This window comes from Pseudomonas sp. MF08817 (genome assembly GCF_059862705.1).
Window position 1 is genome coordinate 1 of sequence record NZ_JCBCUY010000031.1, and the last position, 25,662, is coordinate 25,662.

Here is a 25,662-nt window from a genome sequence, read left to right on the forward strand (position 1 = left end):
GTTCTGGGGTAGAGGATGGCGGCATGGCACGCACTCGCGCAGGACAAAACGCGATGCTAGCGAGGCAATTTATTGCGCGAAATCAGACCAAACGGACGCGATTGGTGGGAATCGGCCTACGACAATTTATAACCGACGCAGTGAGGGCCGTAGGCGTGGCAGCATGGCCACCACCGAAACAAACCTGGCCCTACTACGCTAAAGCCTGCCCACAATGGGTCGATAACCCGTCAACGATAGTTTTTTGGCGGCATTAAAATGCACGCCACTTTTCACAGAAGGTTCATATGGCCACCACTCATGCCCGCGCAGATTCACTTTCGCTTCTGCTCTTTACCTTGCGCAGTGGCAAGCTGATGGCAATCAACCTGCTCAAGGTCAGCGAAATCATCCCCTGCCCGCCGCTGACCAAGTTGCCCGAATCCCACCCCCACGTAAAAGGCATCGCCACCCTGCGCGGCACTTCGCTGTCGGTGATCGACCTCAGCCGCGCCCTCGGCGAGCGGCCCCTGGTGGACCCGGACGGCGGCTGCCTGATCGTCACCGACATCAGCCGCTCCAAACAAGGCCTGCATGTACAGGCCGTGAGCAAGATCGTGCATTGCCTGACCACCGACATCCGCCCGCCGCCCTATGGCGCCGGCGGCGTGCGCTCGTACATCACCGGGGTGACCCAGGTGGACGGCAACCTGGTGCAGGTGCTGGACATCGAAAAAGTTATCCACAGCATCGCCCCGGCCCAGATCGAAATGGCCCCTACCGAGCTGAGCATGGAAGACGCCGAAGTGCTGGGCAACGCGCGCATCCTGGTGGTGGACGACAGCCAGGTGGCGCTGCAACAGTCGGTGCATACCTTGCGCAACCTCGGCCTGCAATGCCACACCGCCCGCAGCGCCAAAGAGGCCATCGACTGCCTGCTGGAACTGCAAGGCACGGCCGAGCAGATCAACCTGATCGTCTCCGACATCGAAATGTCGGAAATGGACGGCTACGCCTTCACCCGCACCCTGCGTGAAACCCCGGACTTCGCCCACCTCTATGTGCTGCTGCACACCTCCCTCGATAGCGCGATGAACAGCGAAAAGGCCCGGGTGGCCGGGGCCAATGCGGTGCTGACCAAGTTCTCTTCGCCCGAACTGACCCAATGCCTGATTACCGCCGCGAAAACCGTGGCCCAACAAGGCTACTGAGCCTGCCCGCCCTGCTGCTGCGCCGCGACCTGCGCGGGCCGCTGCCGGCGCCGCAGTGGCCGGTGGGCGTGCACCTGCGCACCTACTGCCCGGAACTGGCCGGCGCTGTACACGCACTGCTGCGCCTCAGCCACCAGGGCGACAGCGAGCCGATGCCCGACCTCACCACCTGGCAGGCACGCTTTGCCACCGACGCCGAATATGACCCGCAACTGTGTTTTATCGCCTGCGACGGCCACGGTGTAGTCGGCGTGGCCCACTGCTGGACCAGCGCCTACCTCAAAGACCTCGCCGTGCACCCCCGCGCCCGCCGCCAAGGCCTGGGGCACGCCCTGCTGCTGCACGCCTTCGAGGTCTTGCAGCAACGCCGCGAAGCCTGCCTGGACCTCCAGGTGCTGAGCCACAACCACCCCGCCCAGCGCCTGTACCAACGGGCCGGCATGGCCCCCGTACCCAGCCCCACCCCGGTGCGGCTGTAGGTAGCAAGCGGGCGCGTAGCGGCCGTAAAAGTCTGCTTTCCCCCTGCGCGGGCGAGCCCGCTTTCTACAAAATGCCGTTGAGGCATACTCGGTTTTTTTGCCAAGGAGCCCCGCGCCATGAACATCCGCACCCTGCCTCTGCTCGCCCTTGTGGCGTTCACCTTCCAGGCCCACGCCGCCAGCCCCGACGCCTGGGCCGCCCACAACAAAGCCGTGCTCAGTGCCTGTACCAAGGCCAGCGGCCTGATTAAAACCAGCCCCGTCGGCGCGCCCGCGCAGTTCGACGACCGGGTCGGCTATACCGCGTTGCTATTGCAAGGCCAGTATCCGCAGAAGCATATGAATGGGCGCAAAGGCAGCGAACTGTGCCTCTATCACAAAAAAAGTAAGACAGCCTATGTCACCGAATGGGATTCGATCCGCAAGGCGCAGTGACTGGCGTACTCCTTGCTTGAGCCACTCGCTCTGCAGTGACGGCGACATAATCCCGTCACGGCGCCGCTTTCCGAGAGGCACCCAAGCCAGTCATGAACACTCAGTTTTCCTGCGTCGGCTGCGGCAAATGCTGCACCGACCACCACGTCCCCCTGACCCTGGACGAAGCCCGCCAATGGGCAGCCGATGGTGGCAGCATCATCGTTCTGGTCGAAGGTTTTCTCGGCACCGGCCTGGGCCTGGTGGCGCAACAACGCGAACACGCCCAGCGCCGCTCCTGCCAGGTACCTAGCGGCGCCACCGAGGCCTTTGTCGCCATCACCTTCGCCGCGTTCAATGTCGGCCCGTGCCGCAACCTGGACGAAGACAAGCTATGCCGCATTTACCAGCGCCGCCCGCTGGTGTGCCGTATCTACCCGATGGAAATCAACCCGCACATCGCCCTGGCGCCCAGCGCCAAAGACTGCCCCAGCGAAGCCTGGGAACAAGGCCCGCAACTGATCCTCGGCGGCGAACTGCAAGACCCGGAACTGGCCGCCCTGATCCAACGTTCACGCCAGGCCGACCGCGACGATATCCACAGCAAACAAGCCATCTGCCAGCAACTGGGCATCCACACCACCGCCCTCAAGGGCGACGGTTTCACCGCCTACCTGCCCGACATGGCCGCCTTCGCCAACGCCATGGCCCCGGAACACATCGCCGCGACCACCGCCCAGCCCTGGCAATTCCACGTTTCGGGCGAAGACATCGCCGCGCAAGTCCAAGCCACCGGCGCCCAAGTCACCCGGGAAACCCCGCTCAACTACGCGTTTATTTCCCTGCGCGCGGCGTAACGGCAGCGCGCGCCTCAGTGGCGCTTATGCCAAAACTCCTGCGCCAGCATGCGCAGGTCCCCGGCCAGGCCTGCCACGTCGCCGGAGTTGACGTGGCTTTGCTGGCCGGCGGTGACGGTGACTTCGCAGGCGCTGCGGATGCTGATGATGTTGCGGTTGATGTCTTCGCTGACCGCGCTTTGCTCTTCCACCGCCGAGGCGATTTGCACGCTCATTTCGGTGATCTGTTTGACCCGGCGGCTGATGCCGTCCAACGCCGTCGCCGCGCGTTGGGCTTGGTCGACGCTGTTTTCCACGTGTTGGCTGCTTTGCTGCATCACTACCACGGCATCGCGGGCACCGGTTTGCAAGGTGCTAATCATGCGTTGGATTTCGTTGGTCGATTGCTGGGTGCGCTGGGCGAGGCCGCGCACTTCGTCGGCGACCACGGCGAAGCCGCGGCCCTGTTCCCCGGCGCGGGCGGCCTCGATGGCGGCGTTGAGCGCCAGCAGGTTGGTTTGCTCGGCGATGCTGCGGATCACTTCCAGCACGCCGGAAATCTCGGTGCTGTGGCTTTCCAGTTGGTGGATCACTTCGGTGGCGTTGGCCAGTTCGGTGGCCAGCAACAGCACGGCGCTGCGGCTTTCGCCCACCAGGTGATGGCCTTCAAGGGTTTCGCTGCCCGCCTGGTCGGCGGCCTGGGAGGCGCGTTGGGCGTGGCCGGCGACTTGCGCCACGCTGGCGGCCATTTCGTGGATGGCGGCGGCGACCTGGTCGGTTTCGGCCTGTTGGGCCAGGGTGCTGGTGTGGCTGCTTTGCAGGTGTTCCACCAGCTCCGCGGCGTGCCCAGCCAGGCGCTGCGAGGCGTCGCCGATGCGTCCGACCACCGCGCCGACCTGGGCTTCGAGCATCTGGAAGGCGAATTCGATCTGCCCCAGTTCATCGCTGCGCCCGGCATAGATGCGCTGGCTCAACGGGTTATCGCCAATGCGGCGGGCGCGCTGGGTGATGCGGTCCAGAGGACGCAGCAGCAGGTGCATGCCCACGCCGCCCAGGGCCATGCCCGCGCCCAACGCCAGCAACGCCAGCCACGGCGAGAACGCCGCCAGCCAGGTGCCGGCGCCCAGCACCAGGGTCATCAGCGCGGCCAGCATCAACCACAATTGGGTCTTGAGGCCCAACACCGGGGTCAGCTGGCGCAAGGAGGAACGCGGGTTGCGCATGCGCGTGTAAGCCCGCTCTGCGCGCTCGATCTGGTGGGCTGAGGGCTTGGTGCGGATGGACTGGTATTCCACGGCCTGGCCGTTGCGGGTCACCGGGGTGACGTAGGCGCTGACCCAATAGTGGTCGCCGTTTTTGCAGCGGTTTTTCACCATGCCCATCCACGAGTTGCCGCCCTTGAGGGTGGCCCACAGGTGCTCGAACGCCTCGGGCGGCATGTCGGGGTGGCGCAGCAGGTTGTGCGGCGAGCCCAGCAACTCTTCCCGGCCATAGCCGCTGATGTCGATGAAGTCCTTGTTGGCGTAGGTGATCGCGCCTTTGAGATCGGTGGTCGAAAGGATGTTCGCGTCCGGGGCAAAGTCCACATTGCGCCCGGTCACCGGCAAATTGATCTTCATGGCTTGCGCGCTCGTTTTGTCAGGGGTCGGCAGGGCTGCTGACTCTAAGCGCACTGAGTGCACAAATTTTGATCTGGCTCAGTTTCTGTGCAATTAAATCGCCACTAAAGTCGTATTGCAGACGCCCGCAACGGCGTGAATTTACGAGGGCTTGGGCGAAAGCGAGCCGTGGCAAGGGTTGCGTCGGGCAGGGGCGGTTTTCAGCGGTTCATTGACGCCAAGGTTTCGACTCAAGCGTTGTGCGCCGTGACGACAGCGGAGCAACCCCAGTGCTGCTCCTGTGTGAAGACGGATGGGCGTGGGGCTCAGCGCTTGCCCATCGAGCGGCGGGTGCCGGGAGGCGCGGCGCCGGGGGTTTTGGCGTGGCCGTTCTTGGCGCCGTTCTTGTACCAGGGCTGGTCGGCTTTTTTCGCGCCAGCCAATTCGCCGGGCTTGAACGGGAACTTGAAGGCAGGGATGGACGGTTGGCCGTCGGCGTCGGCCTGGGCCTCGGGGGTCAGGTCAGCCGGTTCGGCGTCCGGGGCGGTGGCCACGGGCGGGGACGTGCGGGAAGTCATGGAAGCTCCGGTGCAGGCAGTGGGTCGGGCCACTGGCGGGCCGCGAAAGGCGCCAGTATACCTGCGTGCCAGGGTTGTTGGACGGGCGCCTTGCACCGATGATCGGCGCGAACCTGTCAGCCCTGTCAGTTGGCGGTCACGGTGCTGACCGGCGCCAGCGGTTATAAGTACGGCACTGCCCCCTCGACCCTTTGCTCTGGCGTTCCATAAGCATGCGTATCCAGAAGAAACCCCTGTTGCTCGCCATCGCCTTGATGGTGCTCGCCGCCCTGGCCTTGTGGCTACTCGACCGCCCGGCGCCGGCCAAGCGCGCCGCCGCCAGTGCGGTGCCGGTGCGGGTGGTGAGCGTGGTGGAGCGCGATGTGCCGCGTTACGTCACGGCCATCGGCTCGGTGCTGTCGCTGCACAGCGTGGTGATCCGCCCGCAGATCGACGGGACCCTCACCCGTTTGCTGGTCAAGGAAGGGCAATGGGTCAAGGCCGGCGACCTGCTGGCGACCCTGGACGACCGCGCCATCCGCGCCAGCCTCGACCAGGCCCGCGCCCAGTTGGGCGAGAGCCAGGCGCAGTTGCAGGTGGCCCAGGTCAACCTCAAGCGCTACAAACTGCTGAGCGTCGACGATGGCGTGTCCAAGCAGACCTACGACCAACAACTGGCTCTGGTCAGCCAGCTCAAGGCCGCCACCCAGGGCAATCAGGCCGCCATCGATGCGGCGCAGGTGCAGCTTTCCTATACGCAGATCCGCTCGCCGGTCACTGGCCGCGTGGGCATTCGCACGGTGGATGAAGGCAACCTGCTGCGCATGAGCGACGCCCAGGGGCTGTTTTCGGTGACGCAGATCGACCCCATTGGCGTCGAGTTTTCCTTACCCCAGCAGCAGTTGCCGACGCTGCAACGGCTGATCGGCGCCCAGGAGCGCGCCACCGTCAGCGCCTTTCTCGGCGCCGATACCGATGACCTCAGTGGCGAGCGTTTGGCGGTGGGCCAACTGAGCCTGATCGACAACCAAATCAACGCCAACACCGGCACCCTGCGGGCCAAGGCGCAATTTGCCAACGACAGCCACCGCCTGTGGCCGGGGCAGTTGGTGACCCTGAAAATCCAGACCGCCGTGGACAAGGCCGCCCTGGTGGTGCCGCCCGGCGTGGTGCAGCGTGGCCTGGAGCGGCACTTTGTGTACCGGGTAACGGGGGATGCGGTGCAAACCGTGCCGGTGCAGGTGCTGTACCAAGACAGCCAGCAGACCGTCCTCCAAGGCGTGAACGCTGGGGATGTGCTGGTCAGCGACGGCCAGTCACGGCTCAAGGTCGGCTCGAAAATCGAGGTGCTCACTGAGCCGCCCCCGGTGATCGAAACCGCCGCCGCGCAGGTGGCGCCATGACGGGCCGGGGTTCGGTGTCGGCCTGGTGCATCGACCACCCAGTAGCCACCCTGCTGCTGACGTTCGCCCTGGTACTGCTGGGCCTGATCGCCTTCCCACGGCTGCCCATCGCGCCGTTGCCCGAGGCGGAATTCCCGACCATCCAGGTCAGCGCCCAGTTGCCCGGCGCCAGCCCGGACACCATGGCCTCCTCCGTGGCCACGCCTTTGGAAGTGCAGTTCAGCGCCATCCCCGGCATCACCCAGATGACTTCCACCAGCGCCCTGGGCTCGACCAACCTGACCCTGCAATTCACCCTGGAAAAGAGCATCGACACCGCCGCGCAAGAGGTGCAAGCGGCGATCAACACCGCCGCCGGCAAACTGCCCGACGACATGCCGAGCCTGCCGACCTGGAAAAAGGTCAACCCGGCCGACAGCCCGGTGCTGATCCTGACCATCAATTCCAGCCAGATGCCCGGCACCGAGTTGAGCGATTACGTCGAAACCCTGCTGGCCCGGCAAATCAGCCAGATCGACGGCGTGGGCCAGATCAACATCACCGGCCAGCAACGCCCGGCGATCCGCGTGCAGGCCTCGGCGGACAAACTGGCGGCCATCGGCCTGACCCTGGCCGATGTGCGCGTGGCGATCCAGCAGGCCAGCCTGAACCTGGCCAAGGGCGCGCTGTACGGCGCGTCGAGCATTTCTACCCTGTCCACCAACGACCAGTTGTTCCACCCCCAGGAGTACGGCGAGTTGATCGTCTCGTACCAGGACGGCGCGCCGGTGCAACTGCGCGACGTGGCGCGGGTGGTTGAGGGCGCCGAGAACGCCTATGTACAGGCCTGGTCCGGGGACACGCCGGGGGTCAACCTGGTGATCTCGCGCCAGCCGGGGGCCAATATTGTCGCCACCGTGGACCGGATCATGGCCGAGCTGCCGCGCCTGCAAAGCATGCTGCCGGCGTCGGTCGAGGTGGCGGTGCTGTCGGACCGCACCAAGACCATCCGCGCTTCCCTGCATGAAGTGGAGCTGACCCTGCTGATCGCCGTGCTGCTGGTTGTGGCGGTGATGGCGCTGTTCTTGCGCCAGTGGTCGGCGACCCTGATCGTCTCCAGCGTGCTGGCCGTGTCGCTGGTGGCCAGTTTTGCCCTGATGTACGTGATGGGGTTCAGCCTGAACAACCTGACCCTGGTGGCCATCGTCATTGCCGTGGGCTTTGTGGTGGACGACGCGATTGTGGTGGTGGAGAACATCCACCGTCACCTGGAGGCGGGCCTGGGCCGGCGCGCGGCGGCGATCAAGGGCTCGGCGGAGATCGGCTTCACCGTGGTGTCCATCAGTTTTTCCCTGGTGGCAGCGTTTATTCCGCTGCTGTTCATGGGCGGCGTGGTGGGGCGGCTGTTCAAGGAATTCGCCCTGACCGCCACCGCGACCCTCCTGATTTCAGTGGTGGTGTCCCTGACCCTGGCGCCGACGTTGGCGGCGCTGTTCATGGGCGCGCCCAAACACCACGCCCACGCCACGCCGGGGTTCGGCGAACGCCTGCTGGCCGGCTACGACCGCTGGCTGCAACAGGCCCTGGCCCATCAGCGGCTGATGTTGGGAATTTTCGGCCTGACCCTGGCCATGGCAGTGGCCGGTTATGTGCTGATCCCCAAGGGCTTTTTTCCGGTGCAGGACACCGGTTTCGTCCTCGGCACCAGCGAGGCGGCGGCCGATGTGTCGTACCCGGACATGGTGGCCAAGCACCGCGAGCTGGCGAAGATCGTCGGCGCCGACCCGGCGGTGCAGTCGTTTTCCCATTCGGTGGGGGTCACCGGTAGCAACCAGACCATCGCCAATGGCCGCTTCTGGATTGCCCTCAAGGAGCGCGGCGCGCGCGACGTGTCCGCCAGCCAGTTCATCGACCGCATCCGCCCGCAACTGGCCAAGGTGCCGGGCATCGTGCTGTACATGCGCGCCGGCCAGGACATCAACCTCAGCTCCGGCCCCAGCCGCAGCCAGTACCAATACGTGCTCAAGAGCAACGACGGGCCGACGCTGAACACCTGGACCCAACGCCTGAGCGAAAAACTGCGGGCCAACCCGGCCTTTCGCGACCTGTCCAACGACCTGCAACTGGGCGCCAGCATCACCCACATCGACATCGACCGCATCGCCGCTGCGCGTTTCGGCCTTACCGCCAGCGATGTCGACCAGGCGTTGTACGACGCCTTCGGCCAGCGCCAGGTCAACGAGTACCAAACCCAAACCAACCAGTACAACGTGATCCTGGAACTGGACGCGCAACAACGGGGCAAGGCCGAAAGCCTGAACTACTTCTACCTGCGCTCGCCCCTTTCCGGCGAGATGGTGCCGCTGTCGGCCCTGGCCACGGTGCAGGCGCCGCGTGTCGGGCCGCTGTCCATTGCCCACGACGGCATGTTCCCGGCCGCCAACCTGTCGTTCAACCTCGCCCCCGGCGTGGCGTTGGGCGATGCGGTGCGCATGCTCGATGCGGCGAAAAATGAGATCGGCATGCCCGCCAGCCTCATCGGCACCTTCCAGGGCGCGGCCCAGGCGTTCCAGAGTTCCCTGGCCAGCCAACCCTGGCTGATCCTCGCTGCGTTGGTGGCGGTGTACATCATCCTCGGCGTGCTTTACGAGAGCTTCGTACACCCGCTGACGATCATCTCCACCCTGCCCTCGGCCGGCCTCGGCGCGCTGTTGATGCTGTGGCTGTGGGGCCAGGATTTTTCCATCATGGCCCTCATCGGTTTGGTGCTGTTGATTGGCATCGTCAAGAAAAACGGCATCCTGATGATCGATTTTGCCCTCGACGCCCAGCGCAACCGGGGCCTGAGCCCGCAAGAAGCGATCTATGAGGCCTGCCTGACGCGGTTCCGGCCGATCATGATGACCACCCTCGCCGCCCTGCTCGGCGCCTTGCCACTGATGATCGGTGCCGGCCCTGGCGCCGAGCTGCGCCAGCCCCTGGGTATTGCGGTGGTCGGCGGCCTGCTGGTGAGCCAGGCGCTGACGCTGTTCACCACGCCGGTCATATACTTGGCCCTCGAACGGCTATTCCATCGGCCTATGCCCGCACCCAACGCGGCCCTGGCGACCACAGACTGAGGCGGGTCATGCGCGTCCTGATTATCGAAGACGAAGAAAAAACCGCCGACTACCTGCACCGCGGCCTCACCGAACAGGGCTACACCGTGGACGTCGCCCGCGACGGCATCGAGGGCCTGCACCTGGCCCTGGGCAGCGACTACGCGGTGATCGTGCTCGACGTCATGCTCCCCGGCCTCGACGGCTTTGGTGTGCTGCGGGCGCTGCGGGCGCGCAAGCAGACGCCGGTCATCATGCTCACCGCCCGCGAGCGCGTCGAAGACCGCATTCGCGGCCTACGCGAGGGCGCAGACGACTACCTGGGTAAACCCTTTTCGTTCCTCGAACTGGTGGCGCGCCTGCAAGCCCTGACGCGGCGCAGCGGCGGCCACGAACCGGTGCAGATCAGCATCGCCGACCTGTGGATCGACCTGCTCAGCCGCAAGGCAACCCGCGCCGGGCAACGCCTGGAACTGACCGCCAAGGAGTTTTCCCTGCTCAGCGTGCTAGCCCGGCGCCAGGGCGAAATCCTCTCCAAGACCGCGATTGCCGAGATGGTCTGGGACATCAATTTCGACAGCGACGCCAACGTGGTGGAAGTGGCGATCAAACGCCTGCGGGCCAAGCTCGACGGGCCCTTCGAGGAGAAGTTGCTGCACACCATCCGCGGCATGGGCTACGTGCTGGAGAGCCGCAGTGTTTGATTCCATCGCCCTGCGCCTCAGTGGCCTGTTCACCCTGGTGGCGCTGCTGGTGTTCCTGCTCATCGGCGGCGCGTTGTACCTGCAAGTAGACAAGGGCCTGGGCCTGTTGCCCGAAGCGGAACTGGACGCGCGCTACAGCGTGCTCGAGTCCACCCTGGGCCGCTACGGCAACGCCGAGCACTGGGGCAAGGTCAGCGCCAAGCTCAAGTTGCTCAGCGAAGAAGACAAGCGCATCCGCTTCTGGGCCGTCAGCGCCGACCCGGCCTACGAATACGGCGCCCCCGACGCCCGCGTGCGCGCCTTCGCCCACGGCCCGCTGGGCATGCGCGACCTCACCCTGCCCGGCCACGCCTACCCGTTCAAAGTGCTGGTCAGCCAGTTGCCGGCCAAAGAGCAACGCCCGCCGCTGCGCTTTTTGATCGCCATCGACACCGAGACCTTTTCCCAGACCCAACACCACTTGCTCGTCGCCCTGGTTAGCCTGGCGATTGTCGGCGTGCTGCTGGCCTCGGCCCTGGGCTACTGGGTAGCGCGCATTGGCCTCAAGCCCCTGATAAAACTCTCCCACGAAGCCCAACGCCTGGCGCCGCCACGCCTGTCCGGGCGCTTGCAACTGTCGCCTTTGCCACCGGAACTCAAGCAGTTCGTCAGCGCCTTCAACGCCACCCTGGAACGGGTCGAGCAGGCCTACTCGCGCCTGGAGTCCTTCAATGCCGACGTCGCCCACGAACTGCGCTCGCCCTTGACCAACCTGATCGGCCAGACCCAAGTGGCGCTCACGCGCGGGCGCTCGGCCGAGCATTACTTCGAGGTGCTGCAATCGAACCTCGAGGAGCTGGAACGCCTGCGCTCGATCGTCAACGACATGCTGTTCCTGGCCAGCGCCGACCAGGGCAGCAAAGCCACCCAGCTCACCACCGCGTCCCTGGCCAGCGAGGTGGCCACCACCCTGGACTACCTGGACTTCATCCTCGAAGACGCCCAGGTGCGGGTGCAGGTGGAGGGCGACGCCCAGGTGCCAATCGAAACCGCCCACTTGCGCCGCGCCCTGATAAACCTGCTCAACAACGCGGTGCAGCACACCGGCGCCGGGCAGGTGATCGAGGTGCGCATCGAGGCCGGCGAACACCAGGTGACCCTCGCCGTGGCCAACCCCGGCCCGGCCATTGCCGGCGAACACCTGCCGCGCTTGTTCGAGCGCTTCTACCGGGTCGATGCCTCGCGCCGCAACAGCGGCGCCAACCATGGCCTGGGGCTGGCCATCGTCAAAGCCATTGCGCTGATGCACGGCGGTGATGTGTTTGTGCGCAGCGAGGGCGGTATCAATACCTTTGGTATTTATCTGCCGGCGTAAGCCTGGCACCCTGCCCGCCACACTGTTGCCGATGACGCAACAGTCCTTTATGCGATCTGCTCTGTTTCCCGGCCGCCAACACCGCTAATTTGCTCACACCAAATAGCACTTGCTCTGCAAGAAGGTCTTCAAGATGTCCAATGTAATGGGTATTGCCAGCGCGTTCGCTCTGTCGTCGTTGTTCCTCTCACCCCTGGTGATGGCCGAAGAGTCGGTCGCCTTTGTTGCGAAAAACGCAGCCCGCGCCGAGGCTTACGAGAAATCCCGGGCCGAACTGACCGCCAAGGCCCGCGACGCCGAACAACCGCAGCACAGCGCCACCGCCCCGGCCCAAGACCCGGCGCACAAAGACAGCTGATCGCCCCACCCGACTGTTTCCCCCGACGCCAGGCAGGGCTCTTCCCCCGCCCGGTTGTCAGCCAAAGCCGCTGCTGTTTAGCGGCTTTTTTTCGTGGGCCAAAAGGTGGGCCGGGGCGCCTCGTATCCAGCCTCTCCAGCGGCTGACACGGCCTCATCGCAGGCAGGCCCGCTCCCACAAGTCATCTGTGGCCCTAAAAAAATAATTACCCAAGGAGTTTTTACCCCTGTGAGCCTCACTCTCAAACTCAGCCCCCTGTGGCTGGCCCTGGCCGCCGCACTGGGCACCTCGGCCCAGGCTGACGACACAACGGGCGATGGCTTCGCCGACGGCGCAAGCCTCACGCTCAATGCGCGCAACTACTACATGCACCGCAATCGCCTGCAGGGCGCCGACGACAATATCGAATGGGGCCAGGGCCTGCTGGGGGTGTTTGAATCCGGCTTCACCCAGGGCCGCGTCGGGTTCGGCCTGGACGCCCACGCCATGCTCGGCCTCAAGCTCGACGGCGGTGGTGGCACCGACGGCTCCAGCATCCTGCCCAGCGGCAGTGGCAACGGCAAAGCCCCGGGCGCGTTCTCTACCGCCGGCGGCGCCCTGAAAGTGCGGGCCCTGGACACCGAACTCAAGGCCGGCGACCTGCTGCTCAGCAACCCGGTCATCGCCGGCGGCGAGACCCGTATGCTGCCCCAGACCTTTCGCGGCTTCAGCCTGCGCAACACCCACCTCGACGGCGTGCTGATCGAAGGCGGCCAGGCCAGTTTCACCAAGCTCTACAACCAGAGCGGCCACGGCCGCATTGGCACGTCCTACGGCACCCTGCCCGACCACCGCGACAGCCAGCACCTGAATTGGGCCGGCGTGGCCTGGAGCGCGGTGCCTAACCTGACCAGCAGCCTCTACGCCGCCGAACTCAAGGACATCTGGAACCAGTACTACTACGACTTGGATTACACCTGGCAGTTGAGCGACGCCGTCAGCCTCAACCCGGGCCTGCACTACTACCACACCCAGGACACCGGCGAGGCGCTGCTGGGCGCCATCGACAACAACACCTACAGCCTGCACTTGGTGCTGGGGGTGGCCGGCCACAGCGTCACGGCGGCGTATCAGCGGGTCAACGGCAACACGCCGTTCGACTACATCAACCAGGGCGACAGCGTGTTCCTCGATAACTCGCAGCAGTATTCAGACTTCAACGGCCCCAACGAGCGCTCGTGGAAACTCAAGTACGCCTATGACTTTGTCGGCGTAGGCGCACCGGGCCTGACGGGGGCCGTGAGCTACTCACGCGGCGAGCTGGACCTGAGCAAAGTCGACCCGCAAAGCGCCGGCTACGGCGCCACTTGGTACAACGCTGACGGCCGCCACGCCAAGCACTGGGAGCGCGACTTCGACGTGCAGTACGTGGTCCAGGGCGGCACCGCCAAGGACCTGGCCGTGCACCTGCAGTGGGCCACCCACCGGGGCGGCAACGGCTACGGCTCGCTGGACCAGGACACGCACGAGTACCGGGTGATTGTCGATTACCCCCTTGATCTGATGTAATCCGCGCCACTGAAAGGCCAGCACGTTTCGCTGGCCTTTTTCATGCCCGGCCTTTATACAGGGCGCACTGTTATCAGGGATTGAACATGCCTGCTCGCCCACTTTCGCCCCTGATCCCCCGCAGCCGCTCGGAATGGTTTCTGGTGCTCGGCAGTTCACTGACGGTGATCGCCATCGTCGGCATCGTCACGTTCCTGCTGATCCGCGAACACGGCAGCGCCGAGGTGGCGGCGACCCGCGCGGCGGCCAATATCGTGCAACTGATCGACGCCGATGTGCTGCGCAATGTGGAGCTGTATGACCTGTCCCTCAAAGGCCTGATCGCTGCGTCCCTGCGCACCGACCTGCAACAGGTTTCGCCGCAGGTCCGCCACCTGGTGCAATTCGACCGTGCCACGGCGGCGCCGTACAAGGGCGCGATCATGCTCCTCGATCGCCAGGGCAAGGTGGTGGCCGACTCGGCCTCGGTGATCCCGCGCAGCACCACCTACGCCCAGCGCGACTTTTTCAGCGCCCATCAAGACAACCCCAACCTGGGCATGTTCATCAGCCGCCCGTTCAAGAGCGCCTTGCCGCCCCACGACTGGCGCATCAGCTTCAGCCGCCGCATCAGCTCCGAGCAGGGCGAGTTCATGGGGGTGGCGGAAGCGGCGATGCGCCTGAACTACTTCAATCAGTTGTTCCGCAGCCTGAGCATCGAACGCGACAGTTCCATCAACCTGCTGAGCACCAGCGGCCTGCTGCTGGCCCAGGAGCCGCCGAATGCCGGGGAAGAACAGATTGGCATCGACTTCAATGCCCGGCCCAACTTCGTGCGCATCCTGCATGAAGGCAATGGCAGTTTCAGCGGCATCTCCAGCATCGACGGGCGCGAGCGGCTGTACACCTTTTCCCAGGTCGGCAACCTGCCGCTGCTGGTGGTCGTGGCCTTGTCCACCGACGAAGTGTTTGCCGCGTGGTGGCGCACGGCATGGGTGGTCACCCTCGCCACCGGGGTGTTGTGCCTGGGCCTGCTGTGGCTGACTCTGTTGCTGTGCCATGAACTGCGCCGGCGCCACAGCGCCGAGCAGGAACTGGCCCACCTCGCCGCCACCGACAGCCTGACCGGGCTGGCCAACCGCCGCACCCTGGACCAGGCGCTGGAGCGCGAATGGGCCCGGGCCCAGCGCTCGGGCCGTGAGCTGTCGCTGCTGATGGTGGACATCGACCACTTCAAGCGCCTCAACGACCAACACGGCCATCAGTTGGGCGACGAGGCGCTGGCCCGGGTGGCAGCGGTGGTCAAGGCCAACATCCGCCGCCCCGGCGACCTGGCGGCGCGTTACGGCGGCGAGGAGTTCGCCGTGGTGCTGCCGGAAACCGACGCCATCGGTGCCCAACGCCTGGCCGAAAACGTGCGCGCCGAAGTGGCACAGCTGGCGCCCATGGCGGGCGAAGACACTTCGATCACCGTGAGCGTCGGCGTCGCCACCTGGCACGGCCAGGCCGAGCATAGCCTCGACACCCTGTTCTACCGCGCCGACAAGGCCCTGTACCGGGCCAAGTACAGCGGCCGCAACCGGGTGGAAGTGGCCGGTTGAAACCCAATGACACGGGCATAAAAAAAGGCCACCCGAAGGCAGCCTTTAAAAACTAAAGAAAGAGAGTATTGCTTACACGGCCGCAACCGGACGCATGTAAGAGATCGGCGCGGTGCTGGCGTCTTCGAAGGTCACGACTTCCCAGGCATCTTTCTGCTCAATGAGTTTGCGCAGGAGCTGGTTGTTCAGTGCATGGCCCGACTTGAAGCCTTTGAACTCACCAATCAGGCTGTTGCCCAGCAGGTAGAGGTCACCGATTGCATCGAGGATCTTGTGTTTGACGAATTCGTCTTCATAGCGAAGGCCGTCTTCGTTCAACACGCCATCCGAATCCACCACGATGGCGTTTTCAACGCTGCCGCCGAGTGCGAGGTTGTGCTTGCGCAGGTACTCGATGTCACTCATGAAACCAAAGGTACGGGCGCGGCTGACTTCTTTTACGAACGAAGTGCTGGAAAAATCCACGCTTGCACTTTGGGTGCGGTCACGGAAAACCGGGTGATCGAAATCGATCTCGAAGCTCACTTTGAAACCCTCGAAAGGGACGAAAGTGGCGCGCTTGTCGCCGTCCTCCACTGTCACTTCACGCAGGATACGGATGAACTTCTTGGCTGCGTCCTGTTCTTCCAGGCCGGCAGATTGAATCAGGAATACGAAGGGTCCAGCGCTACCATCCATGATCGGGACTTCGGACGCGGAGAGCTCGACGTAGGCGTTATCGATGCCCAGGCCAGCCATGGCCGAAAGCAAGTGCTCCACCGTGTCCACTTTGACGTCACCGTTGACCAGCGTGGTCGACATCGTGGTTTCGCCAACGTTTTCTGCGCGAGCAGGAATCTGCACCACAGGGTCCAGGTCGGCACGACAAAACACAATGCCGGTGTCTACAGGCGCAGGCTTGAGGGTCAGGTATACCTTCTCCCCGGAATGCAGGCCTACACCTGTGGCACGGATAATATTCTTCAGGGTGCGTTGTTTAATCATGGCTTGGGCCGCTTCAGCGCAAATTGCGAACTGGTATCAACAAAGGCTGGCGATAATAGCAGACCCGGCCTTTGCTGAACACCAATCACCTTCATCCCCCTGATACATTCCATCAATCGGCCTGACGACGCAGAAACGCCGGGATGTCCAGGTAATCCAGATCATCCTGCGGATTGAGCTTGGCCGCGGTCGCAGCACTGGCCTGGGCCTGGTTGCGCATCACGGTTGGGCGGTCCAGGTCGCGGTAGTTCACCGACGGCAGTTCCTGACGCGAGGCAACAGGTGCCTGGGCAGCCATGGAGGTGTGGACGGTGTTGTCGATGACCTTCACAGGCTTCTCGATTTTCGCGCCCAGACCGGTGGCGACCACGGTGACATGCAGCTCATCGCGCATGTCCGGATCGATCACGGTACCGACCTTGACCATCGCGTGCTCGGAAGCGAACGCCTCGATGATGCTACCCACGTCGGAGTACTCACCCAGGGACAGGTCAGGACCGGCGGTGATGTTCACCAGGATGCCGCGCGCGCCTTCCAGGTTCACGTCTTCAAGCAACGGGTTGCGGATGGCTGCTTCAGTGGCTTCACGCGCACGGTTCGGACCGCTGGCGCAGCCAGTGCCCATCATTGCCATGCCCATTTCGCTCATCACGGTACGCACGTCGGCAAAGTCGACGTTAATCATGCCCGGGCGCTTGATGATGTCGGAGATACCGCGAACGGCACCGGCCAGCACGTCGTCAGCCTTGGCGAACGCCGACAGCAGGCTGGCGTCCTTGCCCAGGATGGTGAGCAGCTTTTCGTTAGGTATGGTAATCAACGAATCGACGCTCTCCGACAGCAGGCGAATGCCTTCATCGGCGATCTGCATGCGTTTGCGGCCTTCGAACGGGAACGGACGGGTCACCACCGCAACGGTGAGGATGCCCATTTCCTTGGCCACTTCGGCGATGATCGGCGCCGCACCGGTACCGGTACCGCCGCCCATGCCGGTGGTGATGAACACCATGTTGGTGCCCTGCAGGACCTCGGCGATACGCTCGCGGTCTTCCAGAGCGGCCTGACGGCCGACTTCAGGATTGGCGCCGGCACCCAGGCCTTTGGTCACGCCAGTGCCCAGTTGCAGGATGGTCCGCGCGCCGATGCTTTTCAGCGCCTGGGCATCAGTGTTGGCGCAGATGAACTCAACGCCTTCAATGTTGCTCTTGACCATGTGATTGACAGCGTTGCCGCCGCCTCCGCCAACACCGATAACCTTGATGACCGGGCTTTGCGGGATGTTGTCTACGAGTTCGAACATTTTCCCTCTCCTTTCATTTCTCTAGTTTTTTCGCCTACTGCGCCTACTGCTTACTACGTCCTGCATGCTGCTTTTTGCCGCGTGTAGCGTGCCACTTGAAGCTTAAAAATTCCCTTTGACCCACGCCTGCAACCGCTCCAGCAACGGCGCCTTGGCCTCATCGCTGTTGTTGTCGCGGCTGCTGCCGATGCCGGAGAACGACACCCCGTCGGACTGCTTCTGCAGGCCATACATCAACAGGCCAACGCCTGTGGAATAAATCGGGTTGCGCACCACGTCATCCAGGCCTTTGACACCATGGGGCACGCCCAGGCGCACCGGCATGTGGAAAATCTCTTCGGCCAGCTCCACCGCGCCTTCCATTTTCGAAGTACCGCCGGTGAGTACGATGCCGGCCGGGATCAGGTCTTCGTAGCCGCTGCGGCGCAGTTCGGCCTGGATCAGGGTGAACAGTTCGTCGTAACGCGGCTCGACCACCTCGGCCAGGGCCTGGCGCGACAGTTCGCGCGGTGGACGGTCGCCCACGCTCGGCACCTTGATGGTTTCGCCGGCGCCGGCCAGTTTGGCCAGGGCGCAGGCGTAGCGGATCTTGATTTCTTCGGCGTACTGGGTCGGGGTGCGCAGGGCCATGGCGATGTCGTTAGTCACCTGGTCACCCGCAATCGGGATCACCGCCGTGTGGCGGATCGCGCCCTCGGTGAAGATTGCGATGTCGGTGGTGCCGCCGCCGATGTCCACCAGGCACACGCCCAGCTCTTTCTCGTCGTCGGTCAACACCGAGTAGGCCGAGGCCAGTTGCTCAAGGATGATGTCGTCGATTTCCAGGCCACAACGGCGCACGCATTTTTCGATGTTCTGTGCCGCGTTCACCGCGCAGGTGACTACGTGGACCTTGGCTTCCAGGCGCACGCCAGACATGCCCAGCGGCTCGCGCACGCCTTCCTGGTTGTCGATCACGTAGTCCTGGGGCAGCGTGTGCAGCACGCGCTGGTCGGCGGGGATGGCCACCGCTTGCGCCGCATCCAGTACCCGCTCCAAGTCCGCGGAGCTGACTTCGCGGTCGCGGATCGCCACGATGCCGTGGGAGTTCAGGCTGCGGATGTGATTGCCCGCAACACCGACGAACGCCGAGTGGATGCGGCAGCCCGCCATCAACTGCGCTTCTTCGATGGCGCGCTGGATCGACTGCACGGTGGACTCGATGTTCACCACCACGCCCTTCTTCAGGCCGCGGGAAGGATGGGTGCCGATGCCGACGATTTCCAGCGTGCCGTCGCCCGCGACCTCGCCCACCAGCGCCACCACCTTGGAGGTGCCGATATCCAGACCGACGATCATTTTGCCGCTTTGCACGTTTGCCATGGTCCTGCCTCTTCTCAATTCTTCGCGACGGCGGGTTGGGCCGCCTCGGGCGTCGCAGGTTCGCGCCAGCCGACGGCGAGGCCGTTGGCGTAGCGCAAATCGATGCGCGCAATGTTCGTAATCTGTTCTTTGAGCGTCTTGTCGTAGATGGCGATAAAGCGGCGCATCTTTTCCACCAAAGCCCCGCGGCCCAGCAACAGCTCGATCCCCGGGCCCGCGCTACCGGCACCGGTGGTCAAAAACCAGCTACCGCGCTCACGCAACTCCAGACGGGCAATGGAAAACCCCATCGGGCGCAGCATCTGGCTGAGCACCTGATACTGCTGCATCACCTGCTGCTGGGCGCGCTGCGGGCCGAACAACTGCGGCAGGTGCTCGTAATTGGCCAGCTCACGCGGCGTGAATGCCTCGCCCTGGTTGTTGAGCAGTGCCTCGTCGCCCCAACGGGCCACGGGCAGTTGCTCTTCGAGGCGGATCACCACCTGGTCCGGCCACACGCGGCGCACTTCGGCGTGGGCAATCCACGGCATGGTCTCAAGTTCGGCGCGCATGCTGGCCAGGTCGATGGTGAAGAAGCTCGCCGCCACATAGGGGGCGATCCGCTGCTGCACCGCTTGCTGGCTGATGTAGCTCAAGTCGCCCTGCACATTGATCTTGGTGATCGGCCGGTCGGCGTAAGGCATCAGGCGCTGCGCGCCTTCATAGGTACCAAAACCCAGCGCCACCAGCAGCACTGGCCAGAACAAGGCCTTGAGGAAGCCGAAATTGGCTTTGGGCAGGCGCACCGACATCGGCTCTTTTGCCACCATACGGCTGGCACCACGCGGCACCGGCTTGCGGCCGGGTGCGGGTTGCTGATGACGTAGGGATGCGCCTTGCATGGGTTTAACCTCTCGCCTCGACACTGGCCGCCAGGATCGACAGCACCAGTTGCTGGAAATCCAGGCCAGCGGCACGGGCCGCCATCGGCACCAGGCTGTGGTCGGTCATGCCCGGCGCGGTGTTGACTTCCAGGAACCAGAACTGCCCGTCGGCGTCTTGCATCACATCGGCCCGGCCCCAGCCGCCAATGCCCAGCGCATCGCAGGCCTTGGCGGTGAGGTCCATGAGCTCCTGTTCTTTCTGCGGCGCCAGACCACACGGGATCCGGTACTGGGTATCGCAAGCCAGGTACTTGGCGTCGTAGTCGTAAAAGGTGTGGGGCGTGCCCAGGGCGATGGGCGGCAAAACCTGGCCACGCAGGGTGGCGATGGTGAACTCCGGACCCTGGATCCATTGCTCGACCAACACTTGCGAATCGTAGGTACTGGCCGCTTTCCACGCCTCGATCAACTCGGGGGCGGAGGTCACCTTGGCCATACCAATACTTGAACCTTCATGGGCCGGTTTGACGATCAAAGGCACGCCCAGTTCCTTGATGGCAGAAATACAGTCCTCTTCGCTGCACAACACGGTGTGGCGCGGCGTCGGAATACCCAGGCTGTGCCACACCTGTTTGGTGCGCAATTTGTCCATGGCCAAGGCCGAGGCGAGGATGCCGCTGCCGGTGTAAGGGATGCCGGCGCATTCGAGCAGGCCCTGCATGCTGCCGTCTTCACCGCCACGGCCGTGGAGGATGATGAAGGCACGGTCGATTTTTTCGCTGAGCAGGCGTTGCAAGAAATCGTCGCCCACGTCGATGCCGAACGCGTCCACCCCACCGCTTTGCAGCGCGCTGAGTACCGCATTGCCGGACTTGAGCGAGACTTCGCGCTCGGCGCTCTTGCCGCCGAACAGCACAGCGACGCGGCCGAAGCTTTTCGGGTCCAGGGTGGAGGCCAGGTTGGCGTAGGCAGCAGTCATTTCGATTTCCCCTGGCCGGCAGCAACGGCCCCCGCGAACAGCGGGCTATTCAAGAGTTTGGGCGCGAGGCCGCCGATATCACCGGCACCCTGGCACAGCAGGATGTCGCCGGCGCGCAGCAGTGGCTTGACCAGCGGCGCGAGGTCGACACCGCGCTCGATGTAGATCGGGTCGAGTTGGCCGCGCTGGCGGATGCTGTGGCACAACTGGCGGCTGTCGGCCCCCGGGATCGGCTCCTCGCCGGCCGGGTAGACCTCCATCAGCAGCAGCACGTTGGCGTCGGCCAGCACCTGCACGAAATCGTCGTACAGATCGCGAGTGCGGCTGTAGCGGTGCGGCTGGTAGACCATCACCAGGCGCCGCTCCGGCCAACCGCCGCGCACCGCTTTGATGACGGCCGCGACTTCGGTCGGGTGGTGGCCGTAATCGTCCACCAGCATCACGTTGCCGCCTTCGACCGGCAGTTCGCCGTAGACCTGGAAGCGTCGGCCCACACCCTGGAAGCCCGATAGGCCCTGGACGATGGCCTCATCGCTGACGCCTTCGTCGGTGGCGATGCAAATGGTCGCCAGGGAGTTGAGCACATTGTGGTTGCCCGGCATGTTCACCGAAACGTCCAGCGGCTCGCGGTCGGGGCGCAGAACGGTGAAGAAGGTCTGCATGCCTTGCTGGCGAACATTGATCGCACGCACGTCCGCTTCTTCGCTGAAGCCGTAGGTCACGGTCGGGCGCTTGACCAGCGGCAGAATTTCGCGCACCACCGGGTCGTCCAGGCACAGCACCGCCAGCCCGTAGAACGGCAGGTTGTGCAGGAACTCGACGAAGGTTTTCTTCAGTTTGTTGAAGTCGCCGTCGTAGGTCGCCATGTGGTCAGCGTCGATGTTGGTGACCACGGCCACCAGCGGCTGCAAGTGCAGGAAACTGGCGTCGCTTTCGTCGGCTTCGGCGATCAGGTAACGGCTGGTGCCCAGTTGTGCATTGGTGCCTGCTGCATTCAGCCGGCCACCGATGACGAAGGTCGGGTCCAGGCCACCGGCGGCGAACACCGAAGCAATCAGGCTGGTGGTGGTGGTTTTGCCGTGGGTGCCGGCGACGGCGATGCCGTGGCGGTAACGCATCAGCTCGGCCAGCATCTCGGCGCGCGGCACCACCGGGATACGGCGTTCCAGGGCGGTGGCGACTTCCGGGTTGGAGGTGTTCACGGCACTGGAAACCACCAATACATCGGCGCTCGCGGCGTTCTCGGCGCGGTGGCCGATGAAGATCTGAGCGCCAAAGGATTCCAGGCGTTCAGTGACGGGCGATGCCTTGAGGTCGGAACCGGAGACGTTGTAGCCCAGGTTCAACAACACTTCGGCGATCCCGCACATGCCCACGCCGCCGATACCGACGAAGTGGATGCGGCGGATACGGCGCATTTCCGGTTGCGGCATGGCTTTTTGATTCTCAACCATGAACCACCTCCAGGCAGGTATCGACCACGTTACGGGTGGCATCGGGTTTGGCCAGGCGGCGAGCAGCCTGGGCCATGGTGTCGAGTCGTTCTGGTTGCATCAAAACCTCTGTCAGGCGAGCGGCAAGGTCCGCTGCACCAGTCGTTCTCTGCGGCATCAGGAAGGCAGCGCCTTCACGGGCCAAATAGTCGGCGTTGCGGGTCTGGTGATCGTCGATGGCATGGGGCAACGGCACCAGCATCGAGGGCAGCCCGGCAGCGGCCAGTTCACTGACGGTCAGCGCGCCTGCGCGGCAGACCACCAGGTCGGCCCAGCCATAGGCTTGGGCCATGTCTTTGATGAAGGGTTGCACCTGGGCATCGACACCCGCGGCGCGATAGCGCTGGGCGGTGACTTCATCGTGATGCTTGCCTGCCTGGTGGAACACCTCGGGGCGCAGCTGCGCGGCGACCAGGGCCAGGGCTTCGGGCAGCAGTTTGTTCAGCGGTTCGGCGCCCAGGCTTCCGCCCAGGATCAGCAAGCGCGCGCGGCGCTCGGCCAGGGCCGGGCGCGGGGTATTGAGGAACAGTTCACCGCGCACCGGGTTGCCGGTGGTACGGCGCGAGGCCGAGGCGGCGAAGGTATCCGGGAAGGCTTCGCAGACCCGCGCCGCCAAGGGCACCAGCAAGCGGTTGGCGGTGCCGGCCACGGCGTTCTGCTCGTGGACGATCACCGGCACGCCGGCCAACTTGGCGGCAACGCCGCCGGGGCCGGTGACATAGCCACCAAAACCGACCACGCACACCGGACGCAACTGGCGGATCACCTTACGCGCCTGGCAGATCGACTTGAGCAACATGAACGGCGCCTTGAGCAACGACAACTTGCCCTTACCCCGCAGGCCACTGGCGTCGATCAGATGCAACTGCAGGCCGGCGCCGGGCACCAATTCATTCTCGATCCCGCGCGGGGTGCCGAGCCAGTGCACGGTGTAGCCACGCGCCTGGAATTCACGGGCGCAGGCCAGGGCCGGGAACACGTGGCCGCCGGTGCCGCCGGCCATAATCAGCACGTTAGCGCCCATGGGTCGGCTCCTCGGCGAAGTCGCTCTCTTTGAACTCCATCTCCTCGCTGCCCAGGTGGGTACGGCTCTCCCACTCGATGCGCAACAACAGGCCCAGGCACGCGCAGCAGATCACCAACGAACTGCCGCCGTAGCTGAGGAAAGGCAAGGTCAGGCCTTTGGTTGGCAGCAGCCCGGTGTTCACGCCGATGTTAATCAGGAACTGGCCGATCCACAGGAACGCCAAGCCGTAGGCCACGTAGGCGGCAAAGAACTGCTTGGCCTTCTCTGCCCACAAACCGATGTACATGGCCCGCACGCAGACGAAGGTAAACAACGCCAGCGTCACCAACGAGCCCACGACGCCCAGTTCTTCGGCCAACACGGAAAACACGAAGTCGGTATGGGCTTCAGGCAGGTAGAACTGCTTCTGCACACTGTTGCCCAGGCCCACGCCCAGCCATTCGCCACGACCGAAGGCGATCAACGCCTGGGTCAACTGGTAGCCGGAGCCGAACTGGTCGGCCCAGGGGTCGGTAAAGGTAATCAAGCGGGCCATCCGGTAAGGCTGCGCCTGCACCAGGACGAACACCGCGCCGACAGCCAGCGCCACCATCAAGGCAAAGCGGAACAAGCCGACGCCGCCGAGGAACAGCATGGCCGCCGCCGCGCCCATCATCACCACGGTGGCGCCGAAGTCCGGTTCCATCAGCAACAGGCCGGCCATGGGCAGCAGCACGATGAACGGCTTGAAGAAACCCATCCAGCTCTCGCGCACCTCTTTTTGGCGGCGCACCAGGTAACCGGCGAGGTAGATGACCACAAAGACCTTGGCGATTTCCGAAGGCTGCACGTTGAAGAAACTGAAGCCGATCCAGCGCATAGAACCGTTCACTTCACGGCCGATGCCCGGTATCAGCACCATCACCAACAGGCCGAAGGCACCGACCAGCATCAGCCAGCCCAGGCGTTGCCAGGTGGCGATAGGGATCATCATGGTGACCAAGCAAGCCCCCAGGCCGATCAGCAGGTACACCAGGTGGCGGATCATGTGATAAAGCGTGTTGCCGGACTGCACCGCCGCCACTTCCGACGACGCCGAGGTAATCATCACCAACCCCAGGCCCAGCAGCGCCAGGCAACCGGCGAGCATCGGGAAGTCGAGGTCGATGCCGCGCCCGGTAATCAACGGCGAAGGGTACGGTTTGATGATGTTGCTCAGGGCCGCGATCATGCCAAGCCCTCCACGGCGCGGGCGAACAATTGCCCACGGTCTTCGTAGTTCTTGAACATGTCGAAACTGGCGCAGGCCGGCGACAGCAGCACCGCATCGCCCGGCTGGGCCAGTGCACGGCACTGGGCCACGGCCTCATCCAGCGAGTCGACGCGGATCAGCGGCACCGCATCGCCCAAAGCCTGGGCGATCAGTTCGCGGTCGCGGCCCATCAGCACCACGGCGCGGCAGTTGGCCGCCACCGGGTTGTGCAGGTCCTTGAATTCGGCCCCCTTGCCATCGCCCCCGGCAATCAGCACCAGTTTGCCGCTGATGTCCGCGCCCAGGCCTTCGATGGCCGCCAGCGCCGCGCCGACGTTGGTGGCTTTGGAGTCGTTGTAGTAGCTCACGCCGTCCAAGTCGCGCAGCCATTGGCAGCGATGCTCCAGGCCGGCGAAGGTGCGCAGGGTCGCCAACATGGCGTCGAACGGCAGGCCGACCGCATGGCCCAGCGCCAGGGCCGCGAGGGCATTGGACTGGTTGTGGGAGCCGCGGATTTTCAGCTCGCGCACCGGCATCAGGTTTTGGAACTCGAACGCCAGGTACTTCTCGCCGTTTTCTTCGCGCAGGCCAAAAGCCTTGAAATCGGGCTGGCTCAAGCCGAAGGTCCAGCACGGCAGGCCCTCACCCATCAGCGGACGGCTCAGGGCATCCTGGCGGTTGACCACCACTTGTCGCGCACCCCGGAAGATCCGGTGCTTGGCCAGGTGATACGCCGGCAGGCCGCTGTAGCGGTCCATGTGGTCTTCGCTGATGTTCAGCACGGTGGCCACTTCGGCGCCCAGTTGATCGGTGGTTTCGAGTTGGAAACTCGACAACTCCATCACGTACAACTCGACGTCGTCGCTGAGCAGGTCCAGCGCCGGCGTACCGAGGTTGCCGCCCACGGCGACACGCTTGCCCGCCGCTGCGGCCATCTCGCCCACCAGGGTGGTCACGGTGCTTTTCGCGTTGGAACCGCTGATGGCGACGATCGGCGCCTTGGCGTTGCGCGCAAACAGCTCGATGTCACCGGACAACTTCACGCCACGGGCCGCGGCGGCTTGCAGGGCTGGGGTGGCCAGGGCCAGGCCGGGGCTCACGTAGAGCTCGTCGGCACGGCACAGAAATTCCACATCCAACTCGCCACAACGCACTTCCACGTGCGGATAGTCACGGCGCAGCGTGACCAGCTCCGGTGGATTTTCCCGCGTGTCGGCCACGGCAAACGACGTGCCCCGGTTCGCCAGGAAGCGAACCAGGGACATGCCGCTCTTGCCGAGGCCGACAACGATGCGGAAGTGGTCAGAAGCGATCAAGGACACTCG

At 64.4% G+C, this 25,662-nt stretch carries 22 protein-coding genes and 1 pseudogene; 11 read left to right on the forward strand and 12 right to left on the reverse strand.

Annotated elements, in window-relative coordinates:
- The first annotated feature begins 287 nt into the window (after nucleotides 1-287).
- From AC19YR_RS18590 to AC19YR_RS18605, 4 genes are all read left to right on the forward strand, one after another.
- A complete protein-coding gene (locus AC19YR_RS18590) occupies nucleotides 288-1,190 on the forward strand; it encodes a chemotaxis protein CheV (protein WP_095106109.1) in 903 nt (300 codons plus the stop codon).
- The gene (locus AC19YR_RS18595) at nucleotides 1,145-1,669 is read left to right on the forward strand and encodes a GNAT family N-acetyltransferase (protein WP_500599616.1); all 525 of its coding nucleotides are present in this window, start codon (nucleotides 1,145-1,147) and stop codon (nucleotides 1,667-1,669) included. The genes AC19YR_RS18590 and AC19YR_RS18595 overlap by 46 nt, the downstream gene beginning before the upstream one ends.
- Nucleotides 1,670-1,786: 117 nt before the next feature.
- Complete coding sequence (locus tag AC19YR_RS18600; RefSeq protein ID WP_500599618.1) at nucleotides 1,787-2,104, forward strand: hypothetical protein; 318 nt, start codon at nucleotides 1,787-1,789, stop codon at nucleotides 2,102-2,104.
- Between the two features lie 92 nt (nucleotides 2,105-2,196).
- Nucleotides 2,197-2,940, forward strand: a complete 744-nt coding sequence (locus AC19YR_RS18605; protein WP_500599620.1) for a YkgJ family cysteine cluster protein — start codon at nucleotides 2,197-2,199, stop codon at nucleotides 2,938-2,940.
- 14 nt (nucleotides 2,941-2,954) lie between these two features.
- Here AC19YR_RS18605 and AC19YR_RS18610 read toward each other — a convergent pair whose 3' ends face one another.
- From AC19YR_RS18610 to AC19YR_RS18620, 3 genes and pseudogenes are all read right to left on the reverse strand, one after another.
- Nucleotides 2,955-4,058 (reverse strand): methyl-accepting chemotaxis protein, encoded by a 1,104-nt coding sequence (locus tag AC19YR_RS18610; RefSeq protein WP_371856212.1) that lies wholly within the window; start codon nucleotides 4,056-4,058, stop codon nucleotides 2,955-2,957.
- 198 nt (nucleotides 4,059-4,256) lie between these two features.
- Nucleotides 4,257-4,538: pseudogene (locus tag AC19YR_RS18615) on the reverse strand (PAS domain-containing protein); the annotation flags it as partial.
- 305 nt (nucleotides 4,539-4,843) lie between these two features.
- Nucleotides 4,844-5,095: a hypothetical protein gene (locus tag AC19YR_RS18620; RefSeq protein WP_500599621.1), complete on the reverse strand. Its 252-nt coding sequence runs from the start codon at nucleotides 5,093-5,095 to the stop codon at nucleotides 4,844-4,846.
- A 212-nt stretch (nucleotides 5,096-5,307) separates the two neighbouring features.
- On the opposite strand from AC19YR_RS18620, the gene AC19YR_RS18625 reads away from it, so the two are divergent.
- The 7 genes from AC19YR_RS18625 to AC19YR_RS18655 all read left to right on the forward strand — a co-directional run bounded on the left by AC19YR_RS18625 (nucleotide 5,308) and on the right by AC19YR_RS18655 (nucleotide 15,098).
- Nucleotides 5,308-6,477 (forward strand): efflux RND transporter periplasmic adaptor subunit, encoded by a 1,170-nt coding sequence (locus AC19YR_RS18625; protein WP_500599622.1) that lies wholly within the window; start codon nucleotides 5,308-5,310, stop codon nucleotides 6,475-6,477.
- Nucleotides 6,474-9,575 carry a multidrug efflux RND transporter permease subunit gene (locus tag AC19YR_RS18630; protein ID WP_500599624.1) on the forward strand — a complete coding sequence of 1,034 codons (3,102 nt, stop codon included), beginning with the start codon at nucleotides 6,474-6,476 and terminating at the stop codon, nucleotides 9,573-9,575. The genes AC19YR_RS18625 and AC19YR_RS18630 overlap by 4 nt, the downstream gene beginning before the upstream one ends.
- Nucleotides 9,576-9,583: 8 nt before the next feature.
- On the forward strand, nucleotides 9,584-10,258 hold the full coding sequence (locus tag AC19YR_RS18635) for a heavy metal response regulator transcription factor (RefSeq protein ID WP_095106099.1): 675 nt from the start codon (nucleotides 9,584-9,586) through the stop codon (nucleotides 10,256-10,258).
- A complete protein-coding gene (locus AC19YR_RS18640) occupies nucleotides 10,251-11,612 on the forward strand; it encodes a heavy metal sensor histidine kinase (protein ID WP_500599625.1) in 1,362 nt (453 codons plus the stop codon). Before AC19YR_RS18635 ends, AC19YR_RS18640 begins: the two co-directional genes overlap by 8 nt.
- Nucleotides 11,613-11,745: 133 nt before the next feature.
- On the forward strand, nucleotides 11,746-11,970 hold the full coding sequence (locus AC19YR_RS18645) for a hypothetical protein (RefSeq protein ID WP_095106096.1): 225 nt from the start codon (nucleotides 11,746-11,748) through the stop codon (nucleotides 11,968-11,970).
- Nucleotides 11,971-12,198: 228 nt separating this feature from the next.
- Nucleotides 12,199-13,518 carry an OprD family porin gene (locus tag AC19YR_RS18650; protein ID WP_500599626.1) on the forward strand — a complete coding sequence of 440 codons (1,320 nt, stop codon included), beginning with the start codon at nucleotides 12,199-12,201 and terminating at the stop codon, nucleotides 13,516-13,518.
- Between the two features lie 86 nt (nucleotides 13,519-13,604).
- Complete coding sequence (locus tag AC19YR_RS18655) at nucleotides 13,605-15,098, forward strand: sensor domain-containing diguanylate cyclase (protein ID WP_500599627.1); 1,494 nt, start codon at nucleotides 13,605-13,607, stop codon at nucleotides 15,096-15,098.
- Between the two features lie 72 nt (nucleotides 15,099-15,170).
- Here the strand turns inward: AC19YR_RS18655 and lpxC are convergent, their stop codons facing one another.
- From lpxC to murD, 9 genes are all read right to left on the reverse strand, one after another.
- Nucleotides 15,171-16,082, reverse strand: coding sequence for a UDP-3-O-acyl-N-acetylglucosamine deacetylase (lpxC, locus tag AC19YR_RS18660; protein WP_095106092.1), 912 nt, complete (start codon nucleotides 16,080-16,082; stop codon nucleotides 15,171-15,173).
- Between the two features lie 112 nt (nucleotides 16,083-16,194).
- Nucleotides 16,195-17,382 (reverse strand): cell division protein FtsZ, encoded by a 1,188-nt coding sequence (ftsZ, locus tag AC19YR_RS18665; RefSeq protein ID WP_095106090.1) that lies wholly within the window; start codon nucleotides 17,380-17,382, stop codon nucleotides 16,195-16,197.
- Nucleotides 17,383-17,484: 102 nt separating this feature from the next.
- Entirely contained in the window at nucleotides 17,485-18,744 is a 1,260-nt protein-coding gene (ftsA, locus tag AC19YR_RS18670) for a cell division protein FtsA (protein WP_095106086.1), read from the reverse strand.
- Between the two features lie 14 nt (nucleotides 18,745-18,758).
- Nucleotides 18,759-19,625 (reverse strand): cell division protein FtsQ/DivIB, encoded by an 867-nt coding sequence (locus AC19YR_RS18675; RefSeq protein WP_095106084.1) that lies wholly within the window; start codon nucleotides 19,623-19,625, stop codon nucleotides 18,759-18,761.
- Between the two features lie 4 nt (nucleotides 19,626-19,629).
- Nucleotides 19,630-20,586 (reverse strand): D-alanine--D-alanine ligase, encoded by a 957-nt coding sequence (locus AC19YR_RS18680; protein ID WP_500599630.1) that lies wholly within the window; start codon nucleotides 20,584-20,586, stop codon nucleotides 19,630-19,632.
- Complete coding sequence (murC, locus tag AC19YR_RS18685; protein WP_095106080.1) at nucleotides 20,583-22,040, reverse strand: UDP-N-acetylmuramate--L-alanine ligase; 1,458 nt, start codon at nucleotides 22,038-22,040, stop codon at nucleotides 20,583-20,585. The genes AC19YR_RS18680 and murC overlap by 4 nt, the downstream gene beginning before the upstream one ends.
- Nucleotides 22,033-23,103 (reverse strand): undecaprenyldiphospho-muramoylpentapeptide beta-N-acetylglucosaminyltransferase, encoded by a 1,071-nt coding sequence (gene murG, locus AC19YR_RS18690; protein ID WP_500599632.1) that lies wholly within the window; start codon nucleotides 23,101-23,103, stop codon nucleotides 22,033-22,035. The genes murC and murG overlap by 8 nt, the downstream gene beginning before the upstream one ends.
- A complete protein-coding gene (ftsW, locus tag AC19YR_RS18695) occupies nucleotides 23,093-24,316 on the reverse strand; it encodes a putative lipid II flippase FtsW (RefSeq protein WP_095106076.1) in 1,224 nt (407 codons plus the stop codon). Before ftsW ends, murG begins: the two co-directional genes overlap by 11 nt.
- Complete coding sequence (gene murD, locus AC19YR_RS18700) at nucleotides 24,313-25,659, reverse strand: UDP-N-acetylmuramoyl-L-alanine--D-glutamate ligase (protein WP_500599635.1); 1,347 nt, start codon at nucleotides 25,657-25,659, stop codon at nucleotides 24,313-24,315. The genes ftsW and murD overlap by 4 nt, the downstream gene beginning before the upstream one ends.
- Nucleotides 25,660-25,662: the final 3 nt, after the last annotated feature.